The sequence below is a fragment of the Pseudoalteromonas sp. BSi20429 genome, from assembly GCF_000238895.1.
GTDB classification, from domain to species: domain Bacteria; phylum Pseudomonadota; class Gammaproteobacteria; order Enterobacterales; family Alteromonadaceae; genus Pseudoalteromonas; species Pseudoalteromonas arctica.
Genome location: NZ_BADV01000004.1, coordinates 1 through 25417 on the forward strand (window position 1 = coordinate 1; position 25417 = coordinate 25417).

The following is a 25417-nucleotide window of genomic DNA, read 5'->3' on the forward strand; positions in this document are numbered from 1 at the left end:
CGCACAATTAACACACACTCACATCAACACCTAGCACGTAGGTCGGCCGAGCATAGCGACTCCCGACGTTGAAATCACAACAAAACCCCTTAATATCTCAGTCGGCGAATACAATAGCATTTTCACTGTGACTCTCCACTGCTGTGGGCACTATGACATTACACAAGCTTCACATTGTAGAAAGCCCAAATTTAACGATTCGGGCTTTTTTACGTCTGCAAAAAAGTGAAGTTTGGGAGGATTTTTCATATATCGGATTATAATTAAATCAGTTACGCCTTATCAAACACTCAATCCTAGTGAACGACATAAATTAAGAATCAGTTTGATCCCCTACTTAGTTGATAAGCATCTATATAAGTATAATTAAGCTCTATCTCAGTAATATTCAAGGGGGGTGAGGTGCTTTTCCATGTAAATAGTATTACCTAGATGCTTAATGTTTTTATAGAGTACATATATTGTTCCAACATGTAATTCATTGACTATAATGATTAATCCTAGTTATGACTTTGCTAACTAAACTTAGATAGCGGTAAAATGCGCTACTTAAAATAATTACATAATTGATTATCCGAACAGATGAATTATTTCATCGTTAGCATAATTAATCTTCACTGTATTTTGCATAATTCAACAAAGGATTTAATTTTCTCTGATGCGATATAAAATATCTTGGTGCTTACTTTTTACCACTATGCTTACTCATTTTTCTGTTTTTTCTAATGAGTTTGAATTTTCTGGTTATGCTCGAGTTATTGGTGGCTACTTAGACGAAAAAAATGTCGAATATAAGGGATATGAAGACAGTCTTAAATTTTCTCCATCTAGTTTAATTGGATTCCAAGGCGAGTATCAGTTTGATGATAAGTGGTCTGCAACAGCTCAAGTTTTGTTAAGAAGCAATAACACAACAGCTTCCGATAACTCAGGGTTAGAGTGGTTATATTTAACATATAGACCGACGGATAATATTCAAATAAAACTCGGAAAATTACGCACACCTTTTTTTACCATGAGTGACTTTTCGGATGTTGGTTTTGCGTACCCATGGATCAATCCACCTCAACAAGTTTATGATACTTATTTATTTAAAACGTTTAATGGCATAGATGCTGTTTATAAATTTGGTGCAGAAAATTTTGATGTGAGCTTTGAAGGTTACTATGGTGAAGAGTCGGGTGATATAGGTATTGGCGCCTTAAGAACGGGCTTTGAAGTTGATAACCTTTTAGGATTTATTGGTAAGATTAATATTGAAAACTTAGAGTTTAGGGTTTCTCGTTATAATGGGAATATCAAGCTTGATATTGATGAGATAAGACAGCTAGAAAACGTACTCGATAGTCTTAACTTTACAAAAAGCGCTAGCTCGGTAAAAACAAAAGGTCGAGCACATGCAGACCAATTTGGTGTGATTTACGATAATTTAGATTATTTTTTTAGAGGTGAGTGGATCCGCATAAAAACTGACCTAGGAATAGTGCCTATAATTCAAAGCTATTATTTAACTGCCGGTGTTAATTATGCCCCTTTTACTTATCACTTAACATTTGCAGATAGCGACGTTGAAACTCGTTCTGCTGAGAATGAAATTCCGTTAGGTATTAATAGCGACTTAGATCAACTTGCATATGGGTACAATCGTATTTTTGATGAATCTACGCCTGATTCAATTAAGAGTTGGACAGTTGGTGTACGCTGGGATGTGTTGCCAAATCTTGCCTTAAAAGCTGAATTTTCAACGCTAGAAGGCGACGATGTAAAAGACTCGTTTTTTGTTACTCCTGATGACTCTGATTTTGATAAAAAAACTAATCTTTATCTTATTGGTTTGGATTGGGTGTTTTAATGATATTTTTTAAACCTATTAATAACATTAAAAAAACAATGATGCTCTTTGTAGTCGCTAGTAGCCTATTTGGTATTAGCATTTCAGTTTATGCAGAAAATACAAAGTCCTCGAACGTCATTATTGTAGTAAATACCACAGACCAAAACTTATCTTTTAGTAAGCAACAAATTCGCCATATTTATATGGGTGGAGCTATGAGCAGACAATTTAAAGCTGTTAACCTATTTGTCGGCAATCCGCTTAGAATAAATTTTAATACTAGGATGGTAGGTCTTACTGAATCTAGAATACAAGCATATTGGGCCCAAATGCGATTCACTGGGCGCAGCAAACCACCTGTTGAATTTGAGTCTACAGAAGAGGTTATAGAATACTTACTAACCGTTGAGGACTCAGTAGCTTACCTTCCTGCAGGGATCACTATACCTAAAGAGCTCACCATAATTTCACTAAATTAAAAGTAAGCCGCTTAGTTAGAAAAAGCATCAATTGCACTGAGTTATTTTGTAGTTATTGTTAGTTCTTTAAATAATGTTTCTGCTCGTTCAATTGCTTGTGGTAGTTGTGCAATGCACACTGGCTTTGCAAAATAATAGCCCTGCATTTCATCACTACCATGTGATACTAGGTAGTTAGCTTGATCGGCTGTTTCAATCCCTTCGCTACATATTTTCAAACCAAGGCGCTGGCCTAAATCGAGTATTGCTTGTAATACCGCAGTGTCTTTTGCTGAGCTTGCATATTGATTTACAAACATTCGATCTATTTTTAATGTATCAATTTCAATTTTAGTAAGATAACTCAATGAAGAGTAACCAGTGCCAAAATCATCTAATGCAATCGAGCCGCCCATAGCTTTAACTTGATTAAAAAATTCATTAGCGTTCTCAAAATTTTCTAAATAGCTTGATTCTGTTATTTCAAACTGAATATTTGAAATATTTACGCTATGTTCAAGTAGTTTACTTTTTACAGTATGAATGAAGTTATGATCCTTTAAGTCATGGCTTGAAAGGTTCATGGAGACGAGTACATTGTTCCCCATAAGTTGTTTTAGCATTTGCATATCTTTAAATACTTGTGTGATAACCCATTGAGTAATCGCTTTTATTTTACCTGCTTGTTCCGCAATAGGTATAAACTCACCAGGAGAAACAAAGCCTAGCTTTTCACTTTGCCATCTTATTAAGGCTTCTAAACCTTTGGCTTCTCCTGTACTCGACATTTTAAGCTGGTAAAATAACTCAAATTCATTTTGCGTTATTGCATGAGTTATTAAGTTAGCGACTTGCGCTTTTCTTTTGTTATCTTCAAGCATCTTATGATGGAAAACGGTATATGCACCTTTGCCTTTTTCTTTTGATGTGTACATTGCAATATCAGCATTACTAATGAACGTATTTATATCAAATTTAGCTTCTTTGGCACTCGCTATACCAATACTAATACCTGCTGGTACGTCCCATTCGTTTATAGTGAATGGCTCTTTCATACCCTCAATGATACTTTCGGCGATATCTATAACGATAGACTGCTCAGTGATATTAGGTAGCATAATTAAAAACTCATCGCCGCCTAATCGCGCAATTATGTCGCTACTTCGCAGATGGCTTTTCACTTTATTTGCGACGGCTTGTAAAAGCATATCCCCGGTTTCATGGCCAAGTGTATCGTTAACCCCTTTAAAGCTATCAACGTCAAAAAACATAATTGCAATGTCTTGGTCGTTACTTTTACTACTTGCTAACTCAAGTTTAAGCAGCTCCATAAAAAACATGCGGTTAGGTAGGCCTGTTAATATATCGTAGTTAGCGAGGCGCTCCATTGAATGTGTTTGTACTAAAAGCTGTGCGGTGTGTTTATGATTAGTTTGAACTTGGGAGTCAATTGTTTGTAGTAATGTATTAATGTCATTACCAAGTTGAGATACTTCATCGTGTCCAGTTACTTGATATTGAAGCTTATAATTTGTTGATTTTTCTACTTTCTGTGTGAATTCTGAGAGCTTTAAAAGTGGGCTTAATAAACGCTGATATATCCAAAACGAAATAATAATGGTGAGTGCAATAATTAAAACTACAAAGGGTGCTGCACTGTAAAAAAGGCTAACCTTGCTTTCATCTAATGGTTTTTTAAAGTCTTGTACAATGAGTAAATACCCAATAGGAAACTGTTCCTCCCCAATTGCCTTTAAGGCAACTAGTCCTTCATTGGTTATTGTAACCGCGTAAGGTAAATCTTTTGGTTGAATACTGACGAGTTCAGGTTTGAAGTTCTCTAGATATAGATAGTTAGGGTGGACGTATGACTGAATTAACTGCCAGTCAGCATCAAATACATTAACAAACTTAATATGTTCGTATCGATCAAAACCGAGCAATTCGGTGGTTATGGAGAACAAGTCAACTTGCTCAGACATAACGCGTAATAAACTATCGGAAATGTTTGAAGACATTGCATCTAAGTTTTGTTTAACAGATTGACGATACAAATCTTCGTGCTCATTAATCGCGAGGAAAAAAACTAAATTTGCGCTAAATATAATTAAAACCGTTGTTATTATAATAAATTTATACCGAATACTATGAAGCATCAAATTTAACCCTTAACCATCATTTAATTATGCTTTAGTTATTATTATGTAATCAGACAATCCATAATTACAAAAAAAGTTACTTACTTCGCCCTTTTTAGCACTAAAAATCTAACATTAAGAATGCTTTTAAATTCATATACTAAATATAGCTGTTTATTTAATTTTGTACTGACTTACTTTGTTGCAATTTCATTCTTGGTTTAATAAGTGACCTGTGTAAAACTACCTGAGTTAATTTAGTAAATCAGGTGACATGAATGTCGAATATTAAAGCTTGGAAACTTATAAGCCTGTTTTGTTTGTTCGCAGTGCTTATGGGTTGTCAATCGAAAGAAGAGCAGCTGCAACAAACAATTCAAGAGTCTATTAAAAAGGTAGATACGGAGCTGTCTCAGCTTGGTACTGCACTCGATAATGGAAGTGTACGCAATGCTGTGTTACTTAAAGAATATGGCGAGCTTCTTAAAAAACAACAACCAGAGCTTACAAAAGTTGTTGATGTAATTACCCTTGATGCAACGCGCCAAGGCGCACTTTATAGTGGCTTAACACAGCGACTTAAAGATATTAAAGGAACTTACTTAATTCCTCCTTACGAAGATACGTTACATAGCATTGATTTGTTGCGTGATGCATCTAAACCTACGCTATTTTCTGATGCGTTAACCGATCCTATTAATATGCTAGCTGATATGTCCAAAGGCACTTTAGCGCGTGTAGGCGCAATTAGTAAGCAAGCTGAAGGTGAGGGTGTTGGTAACCAAATGGTAGGTAACCCTAACTATGGTAACTGGCAATCAAATAGTAACGGTATTAGCTTTTGGCAATGGTACGGAATGTACCGTATTTTAGGTGATGTATTTGATCGTGTTGAATACGGAAGCTGGAGTAAGCGCCGAAAGTATAGCTATTACAATGACTATGGCCGTTCGCGTTATTCAAGCCCTAAACAAATTAAAACCCAAAGCGCTTTAGAAACACGCACGCGCCAAACATACCAACGCCAAGGTAAGCAGTTTACCAGTCCTTATGCGAGTAAAAAAACAGGTGCATCAGGTTTAAGCCGTAGTAGTTATACGCCAGCAAAAAGCCGCAGTAGTTATTCTCGTTCGAGCAGTTATAGCAATAGCTCAGGATCGGTGCGTGATAGCGGTAGCAGAACCTCTCGTGGCGTGAGCCGTGGTAAGTAAAAGAATAAAGTTGGAGTTAGAATAATATGTATGAATTTAATGGAATAACTATGTGGTCACTGCAAGCGCTGGCGATTGATTTTGCAATTATAGTTTTATTATTTGTAAGCCTTAAATATATAAAAGGCTGGGTTTCAAACTTACATGCAAATGATGAAATAACAGAGCGTGATAACTTTGCTTTTGGTATTAGCTTTGCCGCTGGCTTAGTGGCACTGGCGATTGTATTAACGGGTGTAAGTAGCGGAGCTTTTGCTGCAACACTGCAACAAGAAGCACTGCAAATGTTAGCTTATGGCGCATTAGCAATTGTACTGATTAAGTTGGGTCACTTTTTTCAAGATAAAGTAGCTCTTCGTAAAGTAAGCCTGCACGACGAAATCGTTAAAGGTAACGTTACAGCTTCAATAATTGATTTTGGCCATGTTGTCAGTGTTGCTATCGTTATTCGCTCAGCTCTTTTATGGGTGGCTACTGACGGCTGGCATGGTCTTCCAATTGTAATTGCCGCCTTTATTATAGGTAGTGTTGTATTACTACTTGTTAGCCAATACCGAGTGCAGTTATTTAAGCGTACAAACAAAAGTGGCGACTGCCTACAACAAGCAATTGTTGATGGTAACTTAGCTGTGGGTATTCGTTACGCTGGATTTTTAATAGGTAGTGCATTAGCTATTACAGCAGCAACGGGTGTTGCACCTTACGCGGCTGATAATATTAATGCGAGTTTACTATACTGGGCTATTAGCGCAGTAGTGAGCCTTGTTGCATTTATTATTTTGCACTTAGTGACAATTAAAATAATTTTATCTGGTTGCGATATTTCCGATGAAGTTAATCGTCAAAAAAATGTAGGTGTAGCTACTATTTCTGCAGCAGTATCATTTGCTGTAGGTATCACTATGGCAACATTACTAGGCGCATAATCAGTGTCATCAACCAACACCCCCCCAAGTAAGTCTCGCTTACTTGGGCACGATATACTACTTATTACTGTTATGGCCGTGCTTGCTGGGTGCGGCCTTATTTATGAATACTTACTGTCTCATTATGCGGGCCGTGTACTTGGCTCAGTAGAGAGCGCTATTTACGCCATGATTGGCACTATGATTGTAGCAATGGGCTTAGGCGCTTTTTTAGCGCGCTGGTTCAAAGATGCATTTACCGCTTTTGCTTGGCTAGAAAGCATTATTGCTTTGGTTGGCATGGGCTGCATTTTAGCGATAGCGGGTGTAATAGCAGTTAGTTATTCTCTTCCTCATTTATTTTCGAGCATTTTTAATTTACCCCCTGATGTTGTACTTAATGGTTACGTATTTCAAAAGCTACAAGAGTGGTCACGTTTTCTACCTTATGTTTTTGGTTTAATACTGGGCTTATTTATTGGTATGGAAATACCGCTTATAGCGCGCATTCGTCAGCACGTTTATGGCCGTTTTTTAGAAAACAACGCAGGGACTATTTATGGTGCCGATTATATTGGTGCTGGTATTGGTGCAGCCATTTGGGTAAGTATCATGCTCTCAATGCCTATAATGCAAGCTGCAGCGTGGACGGCGTTATTTAATATCATCGCAGGACTCGCGTTTTTATGGCGCTACCATACCCATGTGCGCTTTGCTAAGGCACTTTTAGTTTGCCATATAGTATTACTGGCATTATTTGGCTTTATTTTAGTATTTGGCAGTAGCTGGATGAACAATCTAAGTAATGTTTTATACAAAGATAAAGTAATTTATTCGCAAGCAACTAAATACCAACACGTAGTTTTAACCGAAAGATTAAGCAAAAACCAACCTCAGCCAATTACCGATTTATATTTAAATGGGCGTTTACAGTTCTCAAGTATTGATGAGCAAATATATCATTCAATGCTGGTTTACCCTGCAATGCTTGCCTCTAACAGACACGACCGTGTATTAATAATTGGTGGTGGTGACGGGCTTGCACTTAGAGATGTTTTAAAATGGCCTGTAAGCGAAGTAACGCTAATAGATTTAGACGCGCAACTACTCAATTTATTTGGTCATAAAGACGGTGACTTTACGCCGCCAGAGCACATCAATAAGCTATTACTACAGCTAAACAATAAATCGATGCATGATTCGCGAGCCAACATAATTGTGGGTGATGCATTTTTAGAAGTAGAAAAGCTACTTGACCAATCTAAGCAGTTCGACACTATTTTAATTGATTTACCTGACCCTAATCATCCTGATCTAAATAAAATGTACAGTGACTACTTTTATAATCATGTACGGCAGCTATTAGCACCCGATGGCGCAATGGCGGTTCAATCAACCTCACCTTATCACGCTAAAAAAGCGTTTTTAAGCATTGCTAAAACAGTTAAAGCTGCTGGGTTTGGCTATGTTGAGCAGTATCAGCAAAACATACCTTCTTTTGGGCAGTGGGGCTGGACTATAGCGACTAAAATGGGGCAGTCGGCCAGTGGCCGTATTAATGATGCGACGGCTATGCCTGTGCCATCAAGATGGATTAGTAAAGAATATTTATTGGCAAGTTTTGTATTTCCTAACCACTACTTTGAACAAGTTAAAAGTATTGAGGTCAATAGGTTAGGGTCTGGTCAGTTGTACGATTACTACCGAACTGCATGGCAAATTGAAAGCGAATTGTATAAAAACTAATAAAACATGGTTGACATAATATGTCGGCCATGAGAATCTTAACTCAGACATAATATGTCAAACGACAAAAGGCAGAGACATGGAATTAAATGAACTTTCAATAAAATTAGCTTCTTTTGAAACTGAAGGCGCTAACTTTGAGTCTTTCTTGATTGCCAACCCAGGCGAGCAAGATGTTTTACAAGTCATTGTTGATGGAAATGATGAACTTCCAATTTTTGTTACACAAACGCAAGAGCAGTTGTTATGTATTAGCTACTTGTTTGACGAAGATGAAGTTAAGAGTGAATTACGCAACGAGTTAAACGAAACATTACTACGTTTAAACGTGCCAATTCCACTGAGTGCATTTGCTAAAATCGATAACAAATACGCGATTTTTGGTGCACTGTCGGTAAATTCATCATTGGATGACGTTACCCACGAACTAGTGACATTAGCCGATAACGCTATCGATGCACTAGAAGCCGTGACCTTGTATTTAAACGATTAATAGCTAGTTAGTGGAGTTAAGATTATGAGTATTTTAAAAAAATTATTTACAGCCGTACGTGGCGGCGCTCGTGAAGCAGGCGAAGCAATTGTAGACAAAAATGGCATCCGTATTTTTGAGCAAGAAATTGCAGATGCGCAAAATGCACTTCACCGTGCTAAAAAAAGCCTTACAGAAGTAATGGCTAAAGAAATGCAAACTAAGCGTAAAATTAGCGCTGTAGATGCATCAATCGCGGAACACGAAGCGTATGCAGGCCAAGCTCTTGAAAAGGGCAACGAGGCGCTGGCATTAGAAATTGCAGAAAAAATTGGTGACTTTGAAGCTGAAAAAGCTGAAAACGAGCAAGTATTATCTGGCTTTAGCAATCACATTGTTGCGCTTAAGCAGCAAGTTAAAGATGCTGAAAAATCAATTAAAGAGAACCAACGTCAGCTTACAATGGTTAAAACCACTGAAAGCGTACAGCAAGCAACAATGGCTGTTAACAGCACGCTTAATACAAACAGCTCGTCTATGACATCGGCTCGTCAATCGCTTGAACGCATTAAACAGCGTCAACAAGATCGTAGCGACCAGCTAGGTGCTGCAAAGCAACTTGAGTCAGACGTAAATGGCGATGACTTAAAAGCAAAAATGGCTGAAGCAGGCATTGGCGACACAAGTCCAAAAAGTGCTGATATTTTAGCTCGCATCAAAGCGAAGCAAAATAGCTAACCATTACGTTTATACTTTAAAAAGGTAACCGAGTTTTGCTCAGTTACCTTTTTTGCTTAGAAGGCAGCCTTCCTATGTTTAATTTTTTCAAATCTAAAAAAGAGCCAGAGCGTCAGCTTAATCATCCAAGCGAGCTTAAAAAAGGCGACATGTTTAGCGTTATCGACTCATTTGCTTATCCGGCATGGTTAAAAGGTGAAACGCTACGTGTTACTGATATTCAGACTTACCAATATCAGCATAGTAGCGATACTGAATTTGTACTTGAGACAAACAGCGGCCAAGTTGTATTTTTACAAATTGAGCAAGATGACGGTGAAGAGTGGGCAAACTTTTCTATTAAAATTCAACGAAACGAAGTTGAAGAAATTTTTAGCCTTGATGAGTTTGCGCGTATTTTTGATGAAGAGTCGTTAACCCACATTACAGTGCAAAATACACCAGAGCGCTTTATGCAGTTTTTAGCTAAAAGCTATCAACAAAGCGAGTCGCCTTATGTGTGTTATTTCCATAATAAAGATTACCGCAACCAAGCTTTGCCTCGTTATGAGCAAGAAGGTGGCGAGCCATGTGAAATGATTTGCTTAGCGTCGGATAATGAAGGCTTTGGTTTAAATATCGAAATTTGGGATGGCGGCGAAACAGAAGTATCGCTAACACTGACGCGCCCAATGACAGACATTGTAGACTTGTTTCCTGGAGATGCTAAGTGAGTGATGCTAAAGACAAGTGGTTACGTCAGGAACAAGCTGTACGTGCCACACAAATGGCATTTGATCTAAGCAGCGAAGTTCAAAAGCTGATAAAAAAACAAGCGATCGATCAAGAGCTAACTCCATCAGACATGATCCGCAAAATACTTGGCTTAGACGTAAAATCTAAAAAAACGCGTCAACGTTTATCGTTTAATTTAAATGATGATGAAATAGCACAACTTGCCAATCGGTTTGATGTACAAAGCGATGATAAGCGAGCCGTAAAGCAGCAAGTAGCTGATTTATTAATAGCGCACACTAAAAATAAAAAAGTGAAATAATTTAATTAGATTTTTATGAATATTATTTTAATTGCTTACTTAATTATTTTTGCGTTGTTTGGTACTGCGGCGAGTTATTTTGTACGCTTTATTTATGCGTATTGGGTGCTTAAAACAATGCCTATGAAGTACATTATAAAAGCGGGTATTTGCGTGGTATTGGTCGTTGTGATCTCAGCGTTAATTCCGTATTTAAGTTAACGCTGAGGTTAAATTTGATTTATTTTATATCAAACGACTGGCACTGCTGATTAATACACAGCGATTGCACTTCAAGTACTGGAGAACAATCAGTTAAGCCTTGTGCTTTATTTTGTATGTTTTCTTGTTTTGTTATTTGTTGAGCAAGCTGTTCAGCTTCTTCTTGAGAGGTGTTCAGCGTTGAATAAACCGCGTATTTACTCGGTCCACCGCACGCGCGGGCGCCAACTTCAAGGACTTTGCACTGAAAGCTAGCGGTGCAGCTATTATTACTCACCATGTTATTCAGATCATAGTTCAAGTCAGACAAGTTTTTACTTTGTTCATTACCTGACGTTACAATGCTAGCACAGCCACTTAGTAACAAAATGCTGCTAGCCATGCTTATAATTGATAGCTTAACTGTTGATGGTAAACAACTCATAACGTTATCCTTAAAATGCACTTACCGCTGAGCCTTCAAGTTTAACACATTTATTTTCAACACACTGCGTGCTTGGCGTTGTTAAATGCTGACAAATACTCATTATCCCTTTTTGTGAATTATAGCTACTTTCAAGCTTTGTGATTTTATCGCTAAGGGCTGTTACTTGATCCTCAGACGCAGTGTTTGTTGAATACACGACAAAGCTGCTTGGCCCGCCACATGCGCGACTACCTACAGCATTTACTCTACATTGGGTGCTTGTATCACACTGTTTATCTGCAATTAGTGTATTTAATTCAGTTTTGGCTACTTTTATATCGTCTATTGAAATGTTTTTTAAATCAGCTTTTGGTATTTTTTCAGCAACTACGTTCTTTTTAGTATTTTCTTGTAATTGAGTGTTCTCTTTTAGCTTTTGTAGCTCTTGCTTAGGTGCTTCAGCCTCTGAGGCGATTGTTACTTGCTGTGTTTTAGCTGGTTCTTTATCCAAACATGCAGTTAAACACAGTGGTAAAAGTATGGCTAATAATGGGGTACGCATAAAAAACCTTGATAGTGATGAAATATTCATCACTATCATACACGGTGCATTTTTTACGGCAATAAAAACTATATTATCAAGTAATTAAAGACGTGAAAAATATTGTTCTACTAAAGTCCGCCCTGCGTTAGCTTGGTTGGATTGAGTAATTTTTCAAGTTCTTCGCGCGGTAAATCAGTTTCCTGCTCAGCTACATCAATAATTGGGCGAGCTTCTTTATAAGCCTGCTTTGCTATTTTTGCTGCTTTTTCATAACCGATCACCGGATTAAGTGCCGTCACTAAAATTGGATTTTTAGCGAGCGCTTTATCTATATTAGGCTGATTTACCTTAAAGCTGGCAATGGCTTTATCGCCCAATGCCTGCGCGCTATTGGCAAGTAATTCTATGCTTTGTAAAATATTATACGCAATGACTGGCAGCATAACGTTTAGCTCAAAATTACCCGCTTGCCCTGCTACGGTAATCGTGGCGTCGTTGCCAATAACTTGTGCGCTTACCATGGCTGCGGCTTCTGGTATTACTGGGTTTACCTTACCTGGCATAATAGATGAGCCTGGTTGAAGCGCTTCAAGCTCTATTTCACCTAAACCTGCAAGTGGTCCTGAGTTCATCCAGCGTAGGTCGTTGGCTATTTTCATTTGTGCGACAGCGAGTACTTTTAATTGCCCAGAAAGTGCGACGATGGCGTCTTGTGAACCTATATTATAAAAAAAGTTACTACTGGGCGTAAATCTAATGCCTACATTGGCACTCAGATTTTCTGCAAATTTGGCTGCAAACTTAGGGTCGGCATTTATTCCTGTTCCAACAGCTGTACCGCCTTGTGCAAGTTCGCATACACGCTCTAAGCTATGTCTAATTCCTGCTGCGGCATGATTAACTTGTGACTGCCATGCACTGAGTGTTTGATCAAACGTTACAGGCATTGCATCCATTAAATGCGTACGGCCCGTTTTAACTATATGGCCTACTTCAGCTTTTTTCTTTTCCAGGCTTTGCGATAAATTTTCAAGCGAAGGAAGTAATTCGTACACTACATTTATTGCGCTACTGAGTGCGATAGCAGTAGGGACTACATCGTTAGAGCTTTGCCCCATGTTTACATCATCATTAGGGTGAATGCTTTCATTGCCTATCCGGCTAGCAAGCGTTGCAATAACTTCATTGGCATTCATATTTGAGCTTGTGCCAGAACCTGTTTGAAAAATATCAACGGGAAAATGCTCAACATGTTCACCATCAATAATACTTTGGCAAGCTTGCTCAATTGCATCGGCTTTAGCTTTGCTTAAATGGCCTAGCTCACAGTTACTTTGTGCAGCGGCTTGTTTTATATAAGCCAGTGCAGTTATAAATTGCTTTGGCATAGGTAAGCCACTAATGGCAAAATTATTAACCGCTCGCTGTGTTTGCGCCTGATAGAGCGCATCAATAGGTACTTGTAGCTCGCCCATGCTGTCTGATTCTGTTCTAAAGTTGCTCATAAGTGTGCTCCTTAAAAAGGGTTGAATTCGTGACTAAGAATACGAGCTTCACGCTCAAGTATTAAAAATTGTGCAGTATTGTTATGCACTTTATAAAACCGTTTTAGTGCTAATAAAGGTTTGTATAACTGCTCTAAACATTGTTTACGAATAGCATTATGTATAAGAGGGTCGCACATTTTGTTCATAATTTCATGGTGTGTGCGTCTAAGATAAAACTCTTGAAGCAAGGGATTACGTTGTTGCTCAAATTTTTTGGCGACGTTAAGGGCGGTTTCTATGTAATCGGCAACGAGCATGGGTGCATGCAGGCCAGGTCTTAAGCAATGGCAAGAGAGTTCTTGATGGTAACGATGCTGGGCATAATTTGAAGACATAAAAAAACCGACTTAAGTTAACGATAATAGTTATCATTACATTTAATCGGTTTCAGTGTAAACAGTTATTATAAAAATTATTTGCGATACTAATTTGAGTTTTAATTGTAGCCAAGAATAAATATCTGATCTGTTTCATGTTTGTTCATCGCCTGTTGATTATGTTTAGGGTGCGAAAGTAAATCGATTACTGTAGCTCTCATATCAACGGCGTAACTATGATCGTCGGTGGTTTTTTCGGTTATAGCAATAGCTGCGTCTACAGCGGTATAAGGGGGTATATGCATAATTTTATCCTTTGAAATTTAATATAAGTTAAACCCTTTAGTGGGTTAGTTATATAAAAGCATATTACGTACCAATCATAATAAATTAACTCAACTATATGATAGTTATAGTGTTTAAAAATTATCTTTTTTTCATCACGACAAAATAAGCTAAATTTGCTTTACTGTTGTGCATTAATCTACAATTTTGGTGCACAGTAATGACAAAGCCATTTTCACAAGCCTGTGAAAACAATAAAACCCCTATTTTAGAGCAATTAAAGGACGTATTAAAAAATACTAAAACAGTACTCGAAGTTGGCTCAGGAACCGGCCAGCATAGTGTTTTTTTTGCAGAGCAATTACCACATTTACAATGGCATACAAGTGATCGTGCTATAAACCACGAAGGGATTAATTTATGGCACCGCGAAGCTAATTCAACTAATTTACATGCACCACTTGAGCTTGATTTAAATAATGAGTGGCCAATAGATAAAGCTGACGCCATTTATACTGCAAACACATTTCATATTGTAAGTTGGCAATTAGTTGAGCGTTTTTTTGACGGTGTTAAACGCCACTTAAATAGCGACGGTATGTTGTGTATTTATGGGCCATTCAAATACCAAGGTGAATTTACCAGCCCAAGTAATGATGACTTTAGTGCCTTTTTAACAGAGCGCGATCCGTTAAGTGGAATAAGAGATTTTGAAGCAGTTGAACAACTAGCTAAGCAAGCAGGGCTTACGCTTATTAGCGATACAGCCATGCCTGCAAATAATCAGTTACTCGTTTTTAAACGGCAGTAATGAGCTACATTGCTCTTTATATATATCAATATGGCCGCGTTCACGCTTTAAGTAGTCGCTTATTGCATTACTGAAGTCGCCATCAACAATATGGTGAGCAGAGTAGGTAAGCACGGGTTCAAATCCGCGTGCTATTTTGTGCTCACCTTGTGCACCCGAATGAAAACAGTTGAGTTTATGCTTTATTGCAAACTCAATACCTTGGTAATAACACAATTCAAAGTGCAGCGAATCTACTTCTTCACTTGCTCCCCAATAGCGCCCATAAAGCGTATTTTTACCTACTAAACTAAGTGTTGCAGCAATCACGTTATCGTCTTTTTTGGCCAGCATAATAACGAGACTGTTAGCCATTAAGGCATGTAAAAGCGTAAAAAACTCCATATTTAAATAGCCCAAATGACCAGAGCGCTTTAAGTAGGTACGCTGATAAAACTCACAAAACAATTGCATTATCTCGGGCGTAATTTGCGTTCCTTGCAGCCATTCAATATCAATGTTCTGTTGCGCTATTTTAGCTCGCTCTTTTTTAAGTGACTTACGTTTTCGTGAGCTAAGCATCTGCAAAAAGTCGTCAAAGGATTCATAACCTTTATTAAACCACTGAAATTGCACACCCACTCTTAACATGGCGTGTTGCTCAGTTAATGATGTTGCTTGAGCTTGATCGCAAAAGTTAACATGCCATCCCGACCATCCTTGCTGAGCACTGTGTAAGCTAAGTTGCTCTGTAATGTATTGATATACCGCATTTGGATTAGCGTGCTCGATAGTAATGCGCTTGCCTTCAATAGGGCTAAAAGGAATGCCAGATAGCCACTTGGGATAATATTCTAAACCGTGTTTTTCGTATGCCTCAGCCCATGCCCAGTCAAATACATACTCGCCGTATGAATGACTTTTTAAATACCCAGGTGCAAGTGCAACGAGCGTATCATCTTCAAAAATAGCGAGGTGATGGGGCTGCCAACCACTTTTTTGTGTTACGCATTGGCTTTGTTCAAGGGCATATAAAAAAGCATGTTGAGTAAATGGTTCATCACCAAATAAACGTTGCCACTGCGCCTGATCAATCTTATTAATACTGCTAAACCATTGGTGCGAAAACGTTCCCATGACTACTTACCTTGTAGTTGTTCTAAGCTGTTCTACGTTTTTAATAAACGTACTAATTTGCATTTTAAGCTCGGTAAAATGAGGATTATAAGTTAAGCGCTGTAAAGCCGGATAGTGTTTTAAGTTGGCGCTTGTACGCTCTCCTAGTTGTGGGTTTTTAGTTGTTTTACATGTTTTATATAGGGGCTCGTCGTTAATAAAGCTGCCACAATTGCGATAAGTGGCGTTAATTCCATAATGTGGATTTTGCGGTGAGTTAACAACAGCAATATGCGATATACCATGAACCTTTTTACATTGAGGTGTTGTGCATTGCGGATTATTTACTGTGTAGTCACTAGCAAAGTCTGGCGGTAAAATATCAGTACTTCCATAAAGTACTAAAGTATCGAATGGCTTATATTTGATTGAATTACCTTGGTGTAATGCACTTAATAATTTTAGCGTGGCACGCGTATCTATCGTGGTATCAATATCGCTAAGTACACTAAAAATAGGTAATTTAAGTGCAGGGCGTTTGTTTAAGCTACTTACGCTTGCAAGTGACATTGCATCGTACGAAGCGGCAGCTGCATTTAAAGGAAATGACTCATACTTAGCAAAGTCTACATCGGCGTCTTTATCAATCCAATTAACAAAGGGTATGGCATCAATCCACTTTGCTATCCAGCCGTACTTATTATGTGGCTCGGAGCCTGGCGAATAAAGCATAAGCGCTTTAATTTTAGGGGATACAGTGTGTTTGGTTGCGTAATCAATAAGTAACGCTGCACCGGTAGAGTAACCTGCGAGTATCACCTCATCAAAGTCTTGTACGGAGCGTTCAATACCGTATTTTATTGCTTGTTGCCATTGGGTAACGTCTACATTGAGTAAGGCACTTGCGGCGCTTCCATGTCCTGGTAATAAAATAGTACGCACAGTATAGCCTTGCTGATAATACACTTGTGCTAAATCGTGATACGTAAAGGGTGAATCAGTTAGCCCGTGGATTAGTAGTGCAACTTTATTACTGTTTGAATGCGTGAGCTCAAAAGGGGCAATAATATCTGCAATAGTAGGGTCAGGTTTTCGCGTACCTTGTGTTACTAATTGCTGATACGTTTGTGTAATAACAGGGCATGGCATATTTGCACGTGGATTGGCTTTATTTATATGTTTATATGCAAAATCTAAGTAATCGTTAAATGGCAAAAGGGCGTGGTAATTAAAGCGCTGGTGGTTGTGCTCATTTTCAAAGCGTAATAAGCCTTGTTGCTTACTTTTTGTTATAAATTTAAAGTCGCTCGCCTGCGATATACAGTTTTGAGCGACAGCTGTATGAGAAAAAACACTTAAAACAAAACCCAAAAATACTCTTAAAACTATTCTTAAAATTAAACCACTATTGTTCATTAACTTCTGCATATTGGACAAGACACTCGGTTAGCTTAATGAGTTCAAGCGGTTTTGCAAGATGTTGATTAAATCCAACTGCTTGTGCATGTGCTTTATCCTCTGGCATTACGTCGGCAGTTAAAGCAATAATCGGGAGTTCTTGTTCGGTTTTAAACTGGCGGATCAGGGCCGTTGCTCTATAGCCATCCATTATAGGCATTTGGCAATCCATAAGGACTAAATCAAAATGTTGTTTTTTCACTATATCGACCGCCAACTCACCGTTTTCTACTATATACGGCACAATCCCTAACGAGCCAAGCATCGCTTTAATAACCATTTGATTTACTGGGTTATCCTCTGCGACCAAAATGTCTAGCGAAGTAATATTAGTATTATCAAATGTAATAACATGTTCTTTTTTAGGCTCTGTTGTTTCTAATCGCATGGAAAATGTAAAAGTAGAGCCTTTATCTATTTCACTTTTAAGTGTTATTTCTCCCCCCATTAGCTGGCTTAGCTCTTTAGCTATGGTTAAGCCAAGTCCTGTACCGCCAAACTGCCTTGAGGTAGAACTATCAGCTTGGGTAAATGCGTTAAATAATTTTTTATGCTGGCTTGGTTTTATACCTATTCCGGTATCACTAACGTTTATAACAAGCTGTACTTTATTGGCGGCAGTAAACTCTGTTTCTATGTTTAAAGCAACGCTGCCTTGGCTTGTAAATTTAATCGCGTTACTACATAAATTAAGTAATACCTGCTCAATTCGCATAGGATCACCAATAAACCAGGTATTTAAAGGTAGCTTTGAGTTAACTTGCCAGTTAATACCTTTGTTAACTGCGCTTTGTTCAAACATATTGTCTATGCGTGTTATTAAGGCACCTAGGTCGAATGCAATAGATTCAATAACTAACTTTTGGGATTCTATTTTTGATATATCAAGAATGTCATTAATTAAGTTTAATAAACTTTTAGATGATGAGTTTATTTTATCTAAATAGCCAATGAGTGTACTTGCACTGTCTGTTTCTCGAGCAAGTGAAGAAAAACCAATAACGGCGTTTAATGGTGTACGTATTTCGTGGCTCATATTCGCTAAAAATTGGCTTTTAGCCTGATTAGCTAAATCAGACTGCTGCTTTGCTTGTGCGAGTGAGTGTGTACGCTCTGCAACTTGACGTGTAAGTGCAATCTGTTGCTGATTAAACAGCAGTAAAACCATTAAAATTAAAGAACATACGGCAACTTGAAGTATGAGCAATAATAGAGTTAGTTGACTATTATGTTGTGTTAAAAAGCTTTCTTTAAGGGCTAGTTTTACAATCCATTTTTGCCCTGCAAAGTCCACGTCAAACGACATTAAACGGCTGCCTTTGGCTTGCTGAACATCTTGAGAGTAATTACTATAAAACGGCGGTGTGTTTGTATCTTCGTATATACCAATCGAAAACATATCAGACTGTTCTTTAGAAATGGCCTGCTCAATAATACTACGCACTAAAAATATACCAGTGGCATAGCCTTTAATTGTTTTTTCATCGTTATATTGGGAGTACACAGGGGCAAATAATAAATAGGCTGGTTTAGGTTGTTTGGTTTGCACCAACTGAATTATTTTAGTTCCGACTGGCATGTACTTTATAGCGGGGTTAAGCAGAGAGTTTTTTCGATCAGGGTTTGAAAATACATTAAAGCCAATCGCTTTTTGATTACCATTAAAAGGAGCTATGTATTTTACTATAACAAGGGGATCGTTAATTTCAAGAGGTTCGCCAACTATATCAATATCTAAATGGTAAATGTTTGATATTTCTTGAGCAAAGACTTCGCGTTGATCTTGAGGTATTTTTGCATTCCACGATAAAGCGTTAATAAACTCGTATTGAGTTAGTAACTGACTAGCATAAGAATAAAAATCTTGCTGGCTCAGCATGGGGGATGATTGGACCTGACTTGCTAAGCTCTGCACTGCAATAATACTACGATTTGTATATCTATAAAGGCTGTTTTCTATAACGTGGACTTCACGTTCGGCAATTTTAATAGTGCTTATACGATTTTCCTGATCGTATAATTGTGTTGTTACCGCGACGGATAAAAATAAAACTGAGCATACTGCAATTGTCGGAAATGCCGATATAGTATGTTGATTAGACTTTTGTGGTAATAAAGAAAGTAAAAATGGAGTTGCAATTAACACCCCTAATGTATCGCCAAGCCACCAGTAAATAACATTATTCCAATGATTATCAATACTGTAAATCGAGTTAAATTGACTCAGTGCGAATACGCCAAAGTTAGCTGAAATTAAGCTGACCAATATGGCTATGACTAAAATAAAGTAAATTATATTCTTGCGCTTTTTAAAACGCAGCGGGTGACCAAGCCAATACTTTAAAAAAGCTGCGCCGACCATTGCCTGTATAACAACACCAAAGGCGATATACATAGCCTCGTTGAATGAGTTGCCGACCAGGACTAGCTCATGAGCTGAACTATCAAAAATATTTAGGTTAAACGCAATTGCAGCTACGAATAAAGGCGGGATAAAGCGCCACCACCAAATATAACAACCGACTAGAGCTATACCGGCAGGTAACCAAATTGGAATTATTTGCGAGTTAAAAGCAAGTTTAGTGAGTGCTATGCCGACTAAAAAATATGCTAAAGCAAACATGATGTAAAAAATAATGGAATGATTTTTAGAGTTAAAATTTTTCACATAAGGTCCAAGCAATTATTATTATCGTTTTGAAATATCAGTATAGCTAACAGTAAGTTATTTTGGTTATTTTTATAATGGTAACTGTTTTTTGCTAAATGACTGCTTTAACACGACTGTTGATTCTATATTTGCAATACAACTTAAACTACCTAGTTGATGTTTTACAAATGTTTCGTAGCTCTCAAGATCATGTGCAATGATTTTTAATAAATAATCATAGCTTCCTGATATTACACAACACTCTAATACATGTGGTAATTTTTCTACATGTTGCTCAAATTGCTCTGCAGCACTTACCGAGTTTTGGCTTAATCGTACAAACGCATATACCAACACATTAAGGTTAAGTGCTTTAGGATTTATGGCGGCGTGGTAGCCGGTAATAATATTTTCTTGCTCTAACTTTTTTATACGCCTTAGGCAAGGTGTATCCGATAGGTTGATACTGCTGGCCAAATCTGAAACCGACATACGAGCTTGGCTTTGCAGTGCAATGAGTAATTGCTGATCTTTTTTATCTAACATAGCTGTCGGCTTTTATTAATTATTTTTATATTTGTAGTGATTATTGCTAAGTATTGCAGTTTTTACTAATTTTTTTGGCGTTTTACCCTCATTGAACTCTGTTAGCATTTAACTATAAAAATAATAGAGCACACCAATGAACACACATACCGCTATTTTCGATCACTGGATACGAACAGAGTTTGTCACTTTAAATAGTGAATTAGAGCAGCTTTATTGGCAGCAAACCGATAAAGCCAATGTAGAAGGGGTAGGCGAGGCCTTAAAGCAACAATTAGAAAAAGAAGGCAACGTATTAATTAGCAATTTATTAGCCGAGGGAAACACAGATCAAGGCTTTGATAGCGCTTTTGACTTACTCGGTAACGTAGGATTGTTTATGGCGGCGTGTAGACGCCATGAAATTACCGAACCAAGCAGAGAAACCAGCTCCCCACTAATAGATGCTTCAGCGCTTGCTATGCATATTGGCGCATCGATTGGCGTAACCCCTCGCTTTGCTACCGCCCACTTAACTACTCATAACAAAGCACTTAACGGTATTTATAAACGATTTACTAATTTACCTGATGAAAAGCTATTTCTTGATTATAACACTCAAGGCATTTTGGCCTACAAACGGGCAAGTGATGCATTATTAAAAATATTGCCGTTAGGTATTTCACATCCCTTGTGTGGTGAGTTATTAAAAGTAGCTAAACAAGCGCTTATAGATGTAATTGAGTCAAACAATGCACTTTATTCTGAGCTCGATGCAGATCGCTTTTTTAACTGCGTTCGCCCTTATTATAAACCGTACCGTGTAGGTAAAGAGGTTTACAGAGGTGCAAATGCTGGTGACTTTGCAGGTATTAACGTGATTGATATGTTACTAGGGCTTTGTAGCGCAAATGAGCCTAGTTACTCGCAAATGCTGGTGGATAAGTTTTTATATATGATGCCAGAGGATCAACAAATCCTACGAGAAGCCATGCGTATGCAAAGCTTTATGGATGACTTTTTACAAGCAGAGCAATATAAAAATACAGATTGGTTTAAAAGCCACGCAACGTTATTTATCCAAGTGTGTAAATTACATGGTGACACCGCAGTCGGTCATCATAATCAACTGGTTGAAAAGTTTATTGCTCAGCCCTCAAAAAATATGCAACAGCAGCATATGAGCAAGGTAACAGCAAGTGGTCCGCCGCTTCATGTGTTACTTGATTCGCTCGAAAAATTAAGAGATAGGCGGGCCAGTGCCAAACGCGACGATATAAAAACACGTTTTGACGATCTAAATACACTTAAAAAATGGGTTAAATAGCATGCTTAAAAATGATTTTTGTATGGCTGATGGCTGTTATTTACTAAACCACTCGGTAGGGCGTCCTCTTAAAAATACGCAGCAATATTTAGCTCAGCACTACTTTTTACCGTGGGAGAGCTCAAATAAAGAACCTTGGCAACAATGGCTGCCCGCAGTTGAGCAATTTACCACCGCGCTTGGTAAGTTATTTAATGCGCCTAGTTCGCAGTTTTGTCCTCAGGTTAATTTATCAAGTGGCTTAACAAAGTTGCTTATGTCGCATCCACGGCTACAGCAAAAAAATTGTAAAGTGCTAATGGCGCAAAGTGATTTTCCGAGCATGGGTTTTGCAATGCAAAAAGCATTACCAGAGTGCGCACAAATTATGTTTATACCAGAGCACGAAAACCTAACTGATATTAGTGTTTGGCAGCGTTATATAACCGCCGACATCGATTTAGTTTTTATAAGTCATGTGTATTCAAATACAGGTGTACAGGCGCCTGTGTACGATATTGTAGCTATAAGTAAATTAACCAATAGTTTATCAATAGTTGATGTTGCTCAGTCAGCGGGTGTTATACCGCTTGATTTAAGCATACTCGATGCTGACTTTATGATTGGCTCGAGCGTTAAATGGCTATGTGGTGGCCCAGGTGCAGCTTATTTATGGGTTAACAAAAATCAAATAGAGTATTGCGAGCCTAAAGATGTGGGGTGGTTTTCGCATCAAAATCCATTTGAGTTCGATATTAACCATTTTGAATATAACGCCAGTGCGCTCAAGTTTTGGGGGGGCACTCCCTCTGTAGCACCTTATATTATTGCCGCAAATAGCATTGCTTACTTTGCAGAGCTAACTGCTCACAAGGTAAGGGATCATAACTTAGCTATGCTTACGCTTATTCATGAGCAACTAGGCAAATATGTTGCATCACCTATGAGTAGTGATAAATGCAGCGGGACTGTTATTTTGTTTTTTAACAAGCAGCAAGACCATGTACTTACAGAGCTTAATAAAGCGAAAGTCAGTGTAGATGCCCGTAAATTTGGGATACGAGTATCGCCACATATTTATAATACTCAAGAAGACGTTGCGCAGTTTATCTCGATAGTAAAACGAGCGCTTAAGGGTTTTGGCTAAGCTGCTGCTTTCTTTGTTTTAATGACTCTATTTTTTGCTGCGTTTGATTAATTGATGCGTCGTAAGCTTGCTTTAACGAATTTGTTTTAGTTGCGATAGCATCAGCAATAGACGAAGCGCCTAAACGATTGGCTTTATCTTGAGTCATGTAATCTATCTGCTGTTTTTTAGCTGCGTATTCTTTTTGGCTTTGTGCAATAGATAGCTCAAGGCGCTTTATTTCACGTTCTATTTGTTGAACTTCTAAGTAGTCATCCACAGAGGTGTCGGTAATACCTTTACCGGGCGTAGAGCTTTTGTATGCTTCAATTACGTTTATATCTTTAAGAGTAATAACTTGTGCATCTTTAGCGCAAGGCGTTTGGCTAAAGGTAGGAACGCCCTTAATTACACACTTATACACTGTTGTACTTTGTGCCAAGGTAAAAAATGGTGCTGCCGCGCAAACTGATAGCAATATGAACCGGATCATAGCTAAACCTAAAGTGGCTAAAGTTGTGTTAATAATGCCCTAAGTTATAACTAGGCACAATTTGTTTAGTTTTTATAATTTTTAGGTACAAAAAAACCACAATTAAGTGGTTTAAATTAAGTATGGTCCAGAGAGAGGGATAGATTTGCTTACATCCATGTAATCAATCGCTGCGCGACGCTTGCAGCGGCCCAAAATGTTCCAGACATTTTGTCGAACCCTGTCGAGGGTTCTCACCCTCCCAATTTAGTATCGGTGTTAAATTTTAGGCACAAAAAAACCACAATCAAGTGGTTTAAATTAAGTATGGTGGAGAGGGAGGGATTCGAACCCTCGATAGAGCTACAAACTCTATACTCCCTTAGCAGGGGAGCTCCTTCGGCCACTCGGACACCTCTCCAACGCATAACCGTTTGTATTGATGGAAGTAAAAAAACCACCAATTAAAATATGGTGGAGAGATAGGGATTTGAACCCTAGATGGGCTATAAACCCATGCCGGTTTTCAAGACCGGTGCATTCGACCACTCTGCCATCTCTCCGTGACGCAGAATAATACTTAGGTGATACCGCTGTGTAAATAGCAAAATGACTGTTTGCCTAAAAAACATACGTAAATGAGGTTTTTTTTGTAAATAAGGGGAAATTAAGGCAATTTTTAATAAAATAAATAGGTTGCAGCAAACAAGGGGGAGCTAAATAAGTGACTTCATTTAGTGGTTGAGTGTTCGCTGCACCGAAAAATAATCATGGTTGGGTGATTATTTATATTGAGCTGCGCCGCTAAGTGCTAGTCTTTTACCAATAGTGTTAAGTTTAGCTAACATTCTTGCTTTACGGTTAGTTGGTTTGACTGCTACTTGAGCTGCTGCTGTTTGATTTAATGTGTTAATTGGTTTCATTATTTTGCTCCGGGTTGTATATGTTGAAATCGCGTGCATTTTGCACGTTGTTTGATTAAAAAGACAACGATAAAAAATTGAGCCTGACGGATTAGTTAAACTAATCCTTATTTATTTTATTAACGTGCGGTTCAGTGTTTTTTATTATGTTTTTTGCATAAATAGTTAAAATAAAATCGGCGTCATTCTCACCAATGCTGGTATTTTTGTGTGTTTTTATTTATTTATATGCATTTTACACAACCTTTTTTGACTAGTTATTCAGATTAAAAAAACTCAATTAAACTCTTTTTTATTCGTTCTTAAATACATTGTTGGAAACAAAAGCTTGTCACTACTAATAATTATTAAACCAAGTACAAAAAAACAGAATGAAAAATCACTAATGTGGCTTAAAAGCATCTGTAAAAAACGCAGTTTTTCTTATTGTATGTTTACTACAACAGGAAACTTTAACAATGACTGCGCTCAAATAAGGTTGCTACTGAGTAAATTTACCAAAGTAGTTGTACTTGGCGGAGACGGTACATTGAGCTTGGCGGTTAATGCGTTAATAGGGAGTAGCTGTACGTTAGCATTATTGCCTTGCGGTACAGGTAATGATTTCTCGAGAGGGTTTAGTTGCAAAGAAGATGATTGGCGAAAGGCATTATTTAATACACTGACAGCAATTGATGTAGGAAAAATTAATAGTCGCTATTTTATTAATACTGCAGGGGTAGGGTTTGATGCTCATGTAGTTAAAGCGATTAATGCTAAAGCTAGTTTTTCATCTTTTGATTACAGTTGGACGAGCATTAAAGAGCTATTTTATTATCAAGCTCAGCAGTTACAAGGTACGTTTAATAACGATGTTAGGCAGTATAAAAATTTAATTACCGTATTTGCTAATCATAAGTACTTTGGTGGTGGTCTAGAAATAGCGCCAAAAGCAGATTTAACTGATGGGCTGCTTGAGTGTTATCAAATGCGATCGGGTGGGCTTTTTTATAATGTAATAAGCTTTATGAAGTTATTTTTTAAGCGCCATCAGCATATAAAAAACCTTAACTACAGTCGCTTAAATACAGCTTCCATAAAAACTGAAGGGTTATTGATTGAAGCAGATGGTGAACTGGTAGGTAAAACTCCTGCCGTTATTAGTGTACATGGGCAGGCTTTACTTTTTCATATGCCAATAAAAAAGCGCCTACAGTAGGGTAGGCGCTTTTAC

General features: G+C 37.9%; 26 protein-coding genes and 2 tRNA genes. 14 read left to right on the forward strand and 14 right to left on the reverse strand.

Annotation, left to right across the window (positions count from 1 at the left end):
- Positions 1-658 precede the first annotated feature (658 nt).
- Entirely contained in the window at positions 659-1852 is a 1194-nt protein-coding gene (locus tag P20429_RS19055) for a porin (protein ID WP_007579754.1), read from the forward strand.
- Positions 1852-2313: a hypothetical protein gene (locus P20429_RS19050; RefSeq protein WP_007579756.1), complete on the forward strand. Its 462-nt coding sequence runs from the start codon at positions 1852-1854 to the stop codon at positions 2311-2313. Before P20429_RS19055 ends, P20429_RS19050 begins: the two co-directional genes overlap by 1 nt.
- A gap of 41 nt (positions 2314-2354) precedes the next feature.
- Here P20429_RS19050 and P20429_RS19045 read toward each other — a convergent pair whose 3' ends face one another.
- Positions 2355-4346, reverse strand: coding sequence for a bifunctional diguanylate cyclase/phosphodiesterase (locus tag P20429_RS19045; RefSeq protein WP_007579757.1), 1992 nt, complete (start codon positions 4344-4346; stop codon positions 2355-2357).
- A 362-nt stretch (positions 4347-4708) separates the two neighbouring features.
- On the opposite strand from P20429_RS19045, the gene P20429_RS19040 reads away from it, so the two are divergent.
- The 8 genes from P20429_RS19040 to P20429_RS19005 all read left to right on the forward strand — a co-directional run bounded on the left by P20429_RS19040 (position 4709) and on the right by P20429_RS19005 (position 10739).
- Positions 4709-5641: a hypothetical protein gene (locus P20429_RS19040; RefSeq protein WP_007579759.1), complete on the forward strand. Its 933-nt coding sequence runs from the start codon at positions 4709-4711 to the stop codon at positions 5639-5641.
- A gap of 26 nt (positions 5642-5667) precedes the next feature.
- Positions 5668-6567, forward strand: a complete 900-nt coding sequence (locus P20429_RS19035; RefSeq protein WP_024609365.1) for a DUF350 domain-containing protein — start codon at positions 5668-5670, stop codon at positions 6565-6567.
- 3 nt (positions 6568-6570) lie between these two features.
- Positions 6571-8292, forward strand: coding sequence for a polyamine aminopropyltransferase (locus P20429_RS19030; protein WP_007579763.1), 1722 nt, complete (start codon positions 6571-6573; stop codon positions 8290-8292).
- 79 nt (positions 8293-8371) lie between these two features.
- Positions 8372-8785 (forward strand): YjfI family protein, encoded by a 414-nt coding sequence (locus P20429_RS19025; RefSeq protein ID WP_004335098.1) that lies wholly within the window; start codon positions 8372-8374, stop codon positions 8783-8785.
- 24 nt (positions 8786-8809) lie between these two features.
- Positions 8810-9502 carry a PspA/IM30 family protein gene (locus P20429_RS19020; protein WP_004335088.1) on the forward strand — a complete coding sequence of 231 codons (693 nt, stop codon included), beginning with the start codon at positions 8810-8812 and terminating at the stop codon, positions 9500-9502.
- A gap of 74 nt (positions 9503-9576) precedes the next feature.
- Complete coding sequence (locus P20429_RS19015; RefSeq protein WP_007579766.1) at positions 9577-10215, forward strand: hypothetical protein; 639 nt, start codon at positions 9577-9579, stop codon at positions 10213-10215.
- Positions 10212-10538 carry a hypothetical protein gene (locus P20429_RS19010; RefSeq protein ID WP_007579767.1) on the forward strand — a complete coding sequence of 109 codons (327 nt, stop codon included), beginning with the start codon at positions 10212-10214 and terminating at the stop codon, positions 10536-10538. The genes P20429_RS19015 and P20429_RS19010 overlap by 4 nt, the downstream gene beginning before the upstream one ends.
- A 15-nt stretch (positions 10539-10553) precedes the next feature.
- Positions 10554-10739 (forward strand): hypothetical protein, encoded by a 186-nt coding sequence (locus P20429_RS19005; protein WP_007579770.1) that lies wholly within the window; start codon positions 10554-10556, stop codon positions 10737-10739.
- A gap of 19 nt (positions 10740-10758) precedes the next feature.
- On the opposite strand, the gene P20429_RS19000 is transcribed toward P20429_RS19005, so the two are convergent.
- From P20429_RS19000 to P20429_RS18980, 5 genes are all read right to left on the reverse strand, one after another.
- On the reverse strand, positions 10759-11163 hold the full coding sequence (locus P20429_RS19000; protein WP_007579772.1) for a hypothetical protein: 405 nt from the start codon (positions 11161-11163) through the stop codon (positions 10759-10761).
- Positions 11164-11173: 10 nt separating this feature from the next.
- Positions 11174-11707, reverse strand: coding sequence for a hypothetical protein (locus P20429_RS18995; RefSeq protein ID WP_007579774.1), 534 nt, complete (start codon positions 11705-11707; stop codon positions 11174-11176).
- A 110-nt stretch (positions 11708-11817) separates the two neighbouring features.
- Positions 11818-13194, reverse strand: a complete 1377-nt coding sequence (locus tag P20429_RS18990; RefSeq protein WP_007579776.1) for a lyase family protein — start codon at positions 13192-13194, stop codon at positions 11818-11820.
- Positions 13195-13205: 11 nt separating this feature from the next.
- Entirely contained in the window at positions 13206-13571 is a 366-nt protein-coding gene (locus tag P20429_RS18985; RefSeq protein WP_231609258.1) for a hypothetical protein, read from the reverse strand.
- A gap of 101 nt (positions 13572-13672) precedes the next feature.
- Positions 13673-13858 (reverse strand): hypothetical protein, encoded by a 186-nt coding sequence (locus P20429_RS18980; RefSeq protein WP_007579779.1) that lies wholly within the window; start codon positions 13856-13858, stop codon positions 13673-13675.
- Positions 13859-14058: 200 nt separating this feature from the next.
- Here P20429_RS18980 and P20429_RS18975 point away from each other — a divergent pair, with 200 nt between their 5' ends.
- On the forward strand, positions 14059-14649 hold the full coding sequence (locus P20429_RS18975) for a DUF938 domain-containing protein (protein WP_007579781.1): 591 nt from the start codon (positions 14059-14061) through the stop codon (positions 14647-14649).
- On the opposite strand, the gene P20429_RS18970 is transcribed toward P20429_RS18975, so the two are convergent.
- The 4 genes from P20429_RS18970 to P20429_RS18955 form a co-directional block, all read right to left on the reverse strand.
- Complete coding sequence (locus P20429_RS18970) at positions 14626-15765, reverse strand: GNAT family N-acetyltransferase (protein ID WP_007579782.1); 1140 nt, start codon at positions 15763-15765, stop codon at positions 14626-14628. The genes P20429_RS18975 and P20429_RS18970 overlap by 24 nt on opposite strands.
- A gap of 6 nt (positions 15766-15771) precedes the next feature.
- Positions 15772-17160, reverse strand: coding sequence for a carboxylesterase (locus tag P20429_RS18965; protein ID WP_033026161.1), 1389 nt, complete (start codon positions 17158-17160; stop codon positions 15772-15774).
- The gene (locus P20429_RS18960) at positions 17150-19870 is read right to left on the reverse strand and encodes an ATP-binding protein (RefSeq protein ID WP_033026164.1); all 2721 of its coding nucleotides are present in this window, start codon (positions 19868-19870) and stop codon (positions 17150-17152) included. Before P20429_RS18960 ends, P20429_RS18965 begins: the two co-directional genes overlap by 11 nt.
- Before the next feature lie 72 nt (positions 19871-19942).
- Complete coding sequence (locus P20429_RS18955; RefSeq protein ID WP_007579788.1) at positions 19943-20398, reverse strand: Lrp/AsnC family transcriptional regulator; 456 nt, start codon at positions 20396-20398, stop codon at positions 19943-19945.
- 136 nt (positions 20399-20534) lie between these two features.
- Between P20429_RS18955 and P20429_RS18950 the strand changes: the two genes are divergently transcribed.
- Positions 20535-21704: a monodechloroaminopyrrolnitrin synthase PrnB family protein gene (locus P20429_RS18950; protein ID WP_007579790.1), complete on the forward strand. Its 1170-nt coding sequence runs from the start codon at positions 20535-20537 to the stop codon at positions 21702-21704.
- Between the two features lies 1 nt (position 21705).
- A complete protein-coding gene (locus tag P20429_RS18945; RefSeq protein WP_007579792.1) occupies positions 21706-22830 on the forward strand; it encodes an aminotransferase class V-fold PLP-dependent enzyme in 1125 nt (374 codons plus the stop codon).
- Here P20429_RS18945 and P20429_RS18940 read toward each other — a convergent pair.
- The 4 genes from P20429_RS18940 to P20429_RS20670 all read right to left on the reverse strand — a co-directional run bounded on the left by P20429_RS18940 (position 22814) and on the right by P20429_RS20670 (position 24204).
- Positions 22814-23302, reverse strand: coding sequence for a DUF4124 domain-containing protein (locus P20429_RS18940; RefSeq protein WP_007579794.1), 489 nt, complete (start codon positions 23300-23302; stop codon positions 22814-22816). The genes P20429_RS18945 and P20429_RS18940 overlap by 17 nt on opposite strands.
- Positions 23303-23609: 307 nt before the next feature.
- Positions 23610-23702: transfer RNA gene (locus P20429_RS18935), tRNA-Ser, on the reverse strand.
- Positions 23703-23753: 51 nt separating this feature from the next.
- A tRNA-Ser gene (locus P20429_RS18930) sits at positions 23754-23844 on the reverse strand.
- Between the two features lie 219 nt (positions 23845-24063).
- Positions 24064-24204 (reverse strand): hypothetical protein, encoded by a 141-nt coding sequence (locus P20429_RS20670; protein ID WP_004335040.1) that lies wholly within the window; start codon positions 24202-24204, stop codon positions 24064-24066.
- Positions 24205-24532: 328 nt separating this feature from the next.
- On the opposite strand from P20429_RS20670, the gene P20429_RS18925 reads away from it, so the two are divergent.
- The gene (locus P20429_RS18925; protein WP_033026167.1) at positions 24533-25402 is read left to right on the forward strand and encodes a diacylglycerol kinase family protein; all 870 of its coding nucleotides are present in this window, start codon (positions 24533-24535) and stop codon (positions 25400-25402) included.
- Positions 25403-25417 lie beyond the last annotated feature (15 nt).

Bases quoted from the DNA above. Each gene is read 5' to 3' on its own strand.
- P20429_RS19055 (WP_007579754.1), top strand. From the start codon at position 659: ATGCGATATAAAATATCTTGGTGCTTACTTTTTACCACTATGCTTACT.
- P20429_RS19050 (WP_007579756.1), top strand. From the start codon at position 1,852: ATGATATTTTTTAAACCTATTAATAACATTAAAAAAACAATGATGCTC.
- P20429_RS19040 (WP_007579759.1), top strand. From the start codon at position 4,709: ATGTCGAATATTAAAGCTTGGAAACTTATAAGCCTGTTTTGTTTGTTC.
- P20429_RS19035 (WP_024609365.1), top strand. From the start codon at position 5,668: ATGTATGAATTTAATGGAATAACTATGTGGTCACTGCAAGCGCTGGCG.
- P20429_RS19025 (WP_004335098.1), top strand. From the start codon at position 8,372: ATGGAATTAAATGAACTTTCAATAAAATTAGCTTCTTTTGAAACTGAA.
- P20429_RS19020 (WP_004335088.1), top strand. From the start codon at position 8,810: ATGAGTATTTTAAAAAAATTATTTACAGCCGTACGTGGCGGCGCTCGT.
- P20429_RS19015 (WP_007579766.1), top strand. From the start codon at position 9,577: ATGTTTAATTTTTTCAAATCTAAAAAAGAGCCAGAGCGTCAGCTTAAT.
- P20429_RS19005 (WP_007579770.1), top strand. From the start codon at position 10,554: ATGAATATTATTTTAATTGCTTACTTAATTATTTTTGCGTTGTTTGGT.
- P20429_RS19000 (WP_007579772.1), bottom strand. From the start codon at position 11,163: ATGAGTTGTTTACCATCAACAGTTAAGCTATCAATTATAAGCATGGCT.
- P20429_RS18995 (WP_007579774.1), bottom strand. From the start codon at position 11,707: ATGCGTACCCCATTATTAGCCATACTTTTACCACTGTGTTTAACTGCA.
- P20429_RS18990 (WP_007579776.1), bottom strand. From the start codon at position 13,194: ATGAGCAACTTTAGAACAGAATCAGACAGCATGGGCGAGCTACAAGTA.
- P20429_RS18985 (WP_231609258.1), bottom strand. From the start codon at position 13,571: ATGTCTTCAAATTATGCCCAGCATCGTTACCATCAAGAACTCTCTTGC.
- P20429_RS18980 (WP_007579779.1), bottom strand. From the start codon at position 13,858: ATGCATATACCCCCTTATACCGCTGTAGACGCAGCTATTGCTATAACC.
- P20429_RS18975 (WP_007579781.1), top strand. From the start codon at position 14,059: ATGACAAAGCCATTTTCACAAGCCTGTGAAAACAATAAAACCCCTATT.
- P20429_RS18970 (WP_007579782.1), bottom strand. From the start codon at position 15,765: ATGGGAACGTTTTCGCACCAATGGTTTAGCAGTATTAATAAGATTGAT.
- P20429_RS18965 (WP_033026161.1), bottom strand. From the start codon at position 17,160: ATGAACAATAGTGGTTTAATTTTAAGAATAGTTTTAAGAGTATTTTTG.
- P20429_RS18955 (WP_007579788.1), bottom strand. From the start codon at position 20,398: ATGTTAGATAAAAAAGATCAGCAATTACTCATTGCACTGCAAAGCCAA.
- P20429_RS18950 (WP_007579790.1), top strand. From the start codon at position 20,535: ATGAACACACATACCGCTATTTTCGATCACTGGATACGAACAGAGTTT.
- P20429_RS18945 (WP_007579792.1), top strand. From the start codon at position 21,706: ATGCTTAAAAATGATTTTTGTATGGCTGATGGCTGTTATTTACTAAAC.
- P20429_RS18940 (WP_007579794.1), bottom strand. From the start codon at position 23,302: ATGATCCGGTTCATATTGCTATCAGTTTGCGCGGCAGCACCATTTTTT.
- P20429_RS20670 (WP_004335040.1), bottom strand. From the start codon at position 24,204: ATGAAACCAATTAACACATTAAATCAAACAGCAGCAGCTCAAGTAGCA.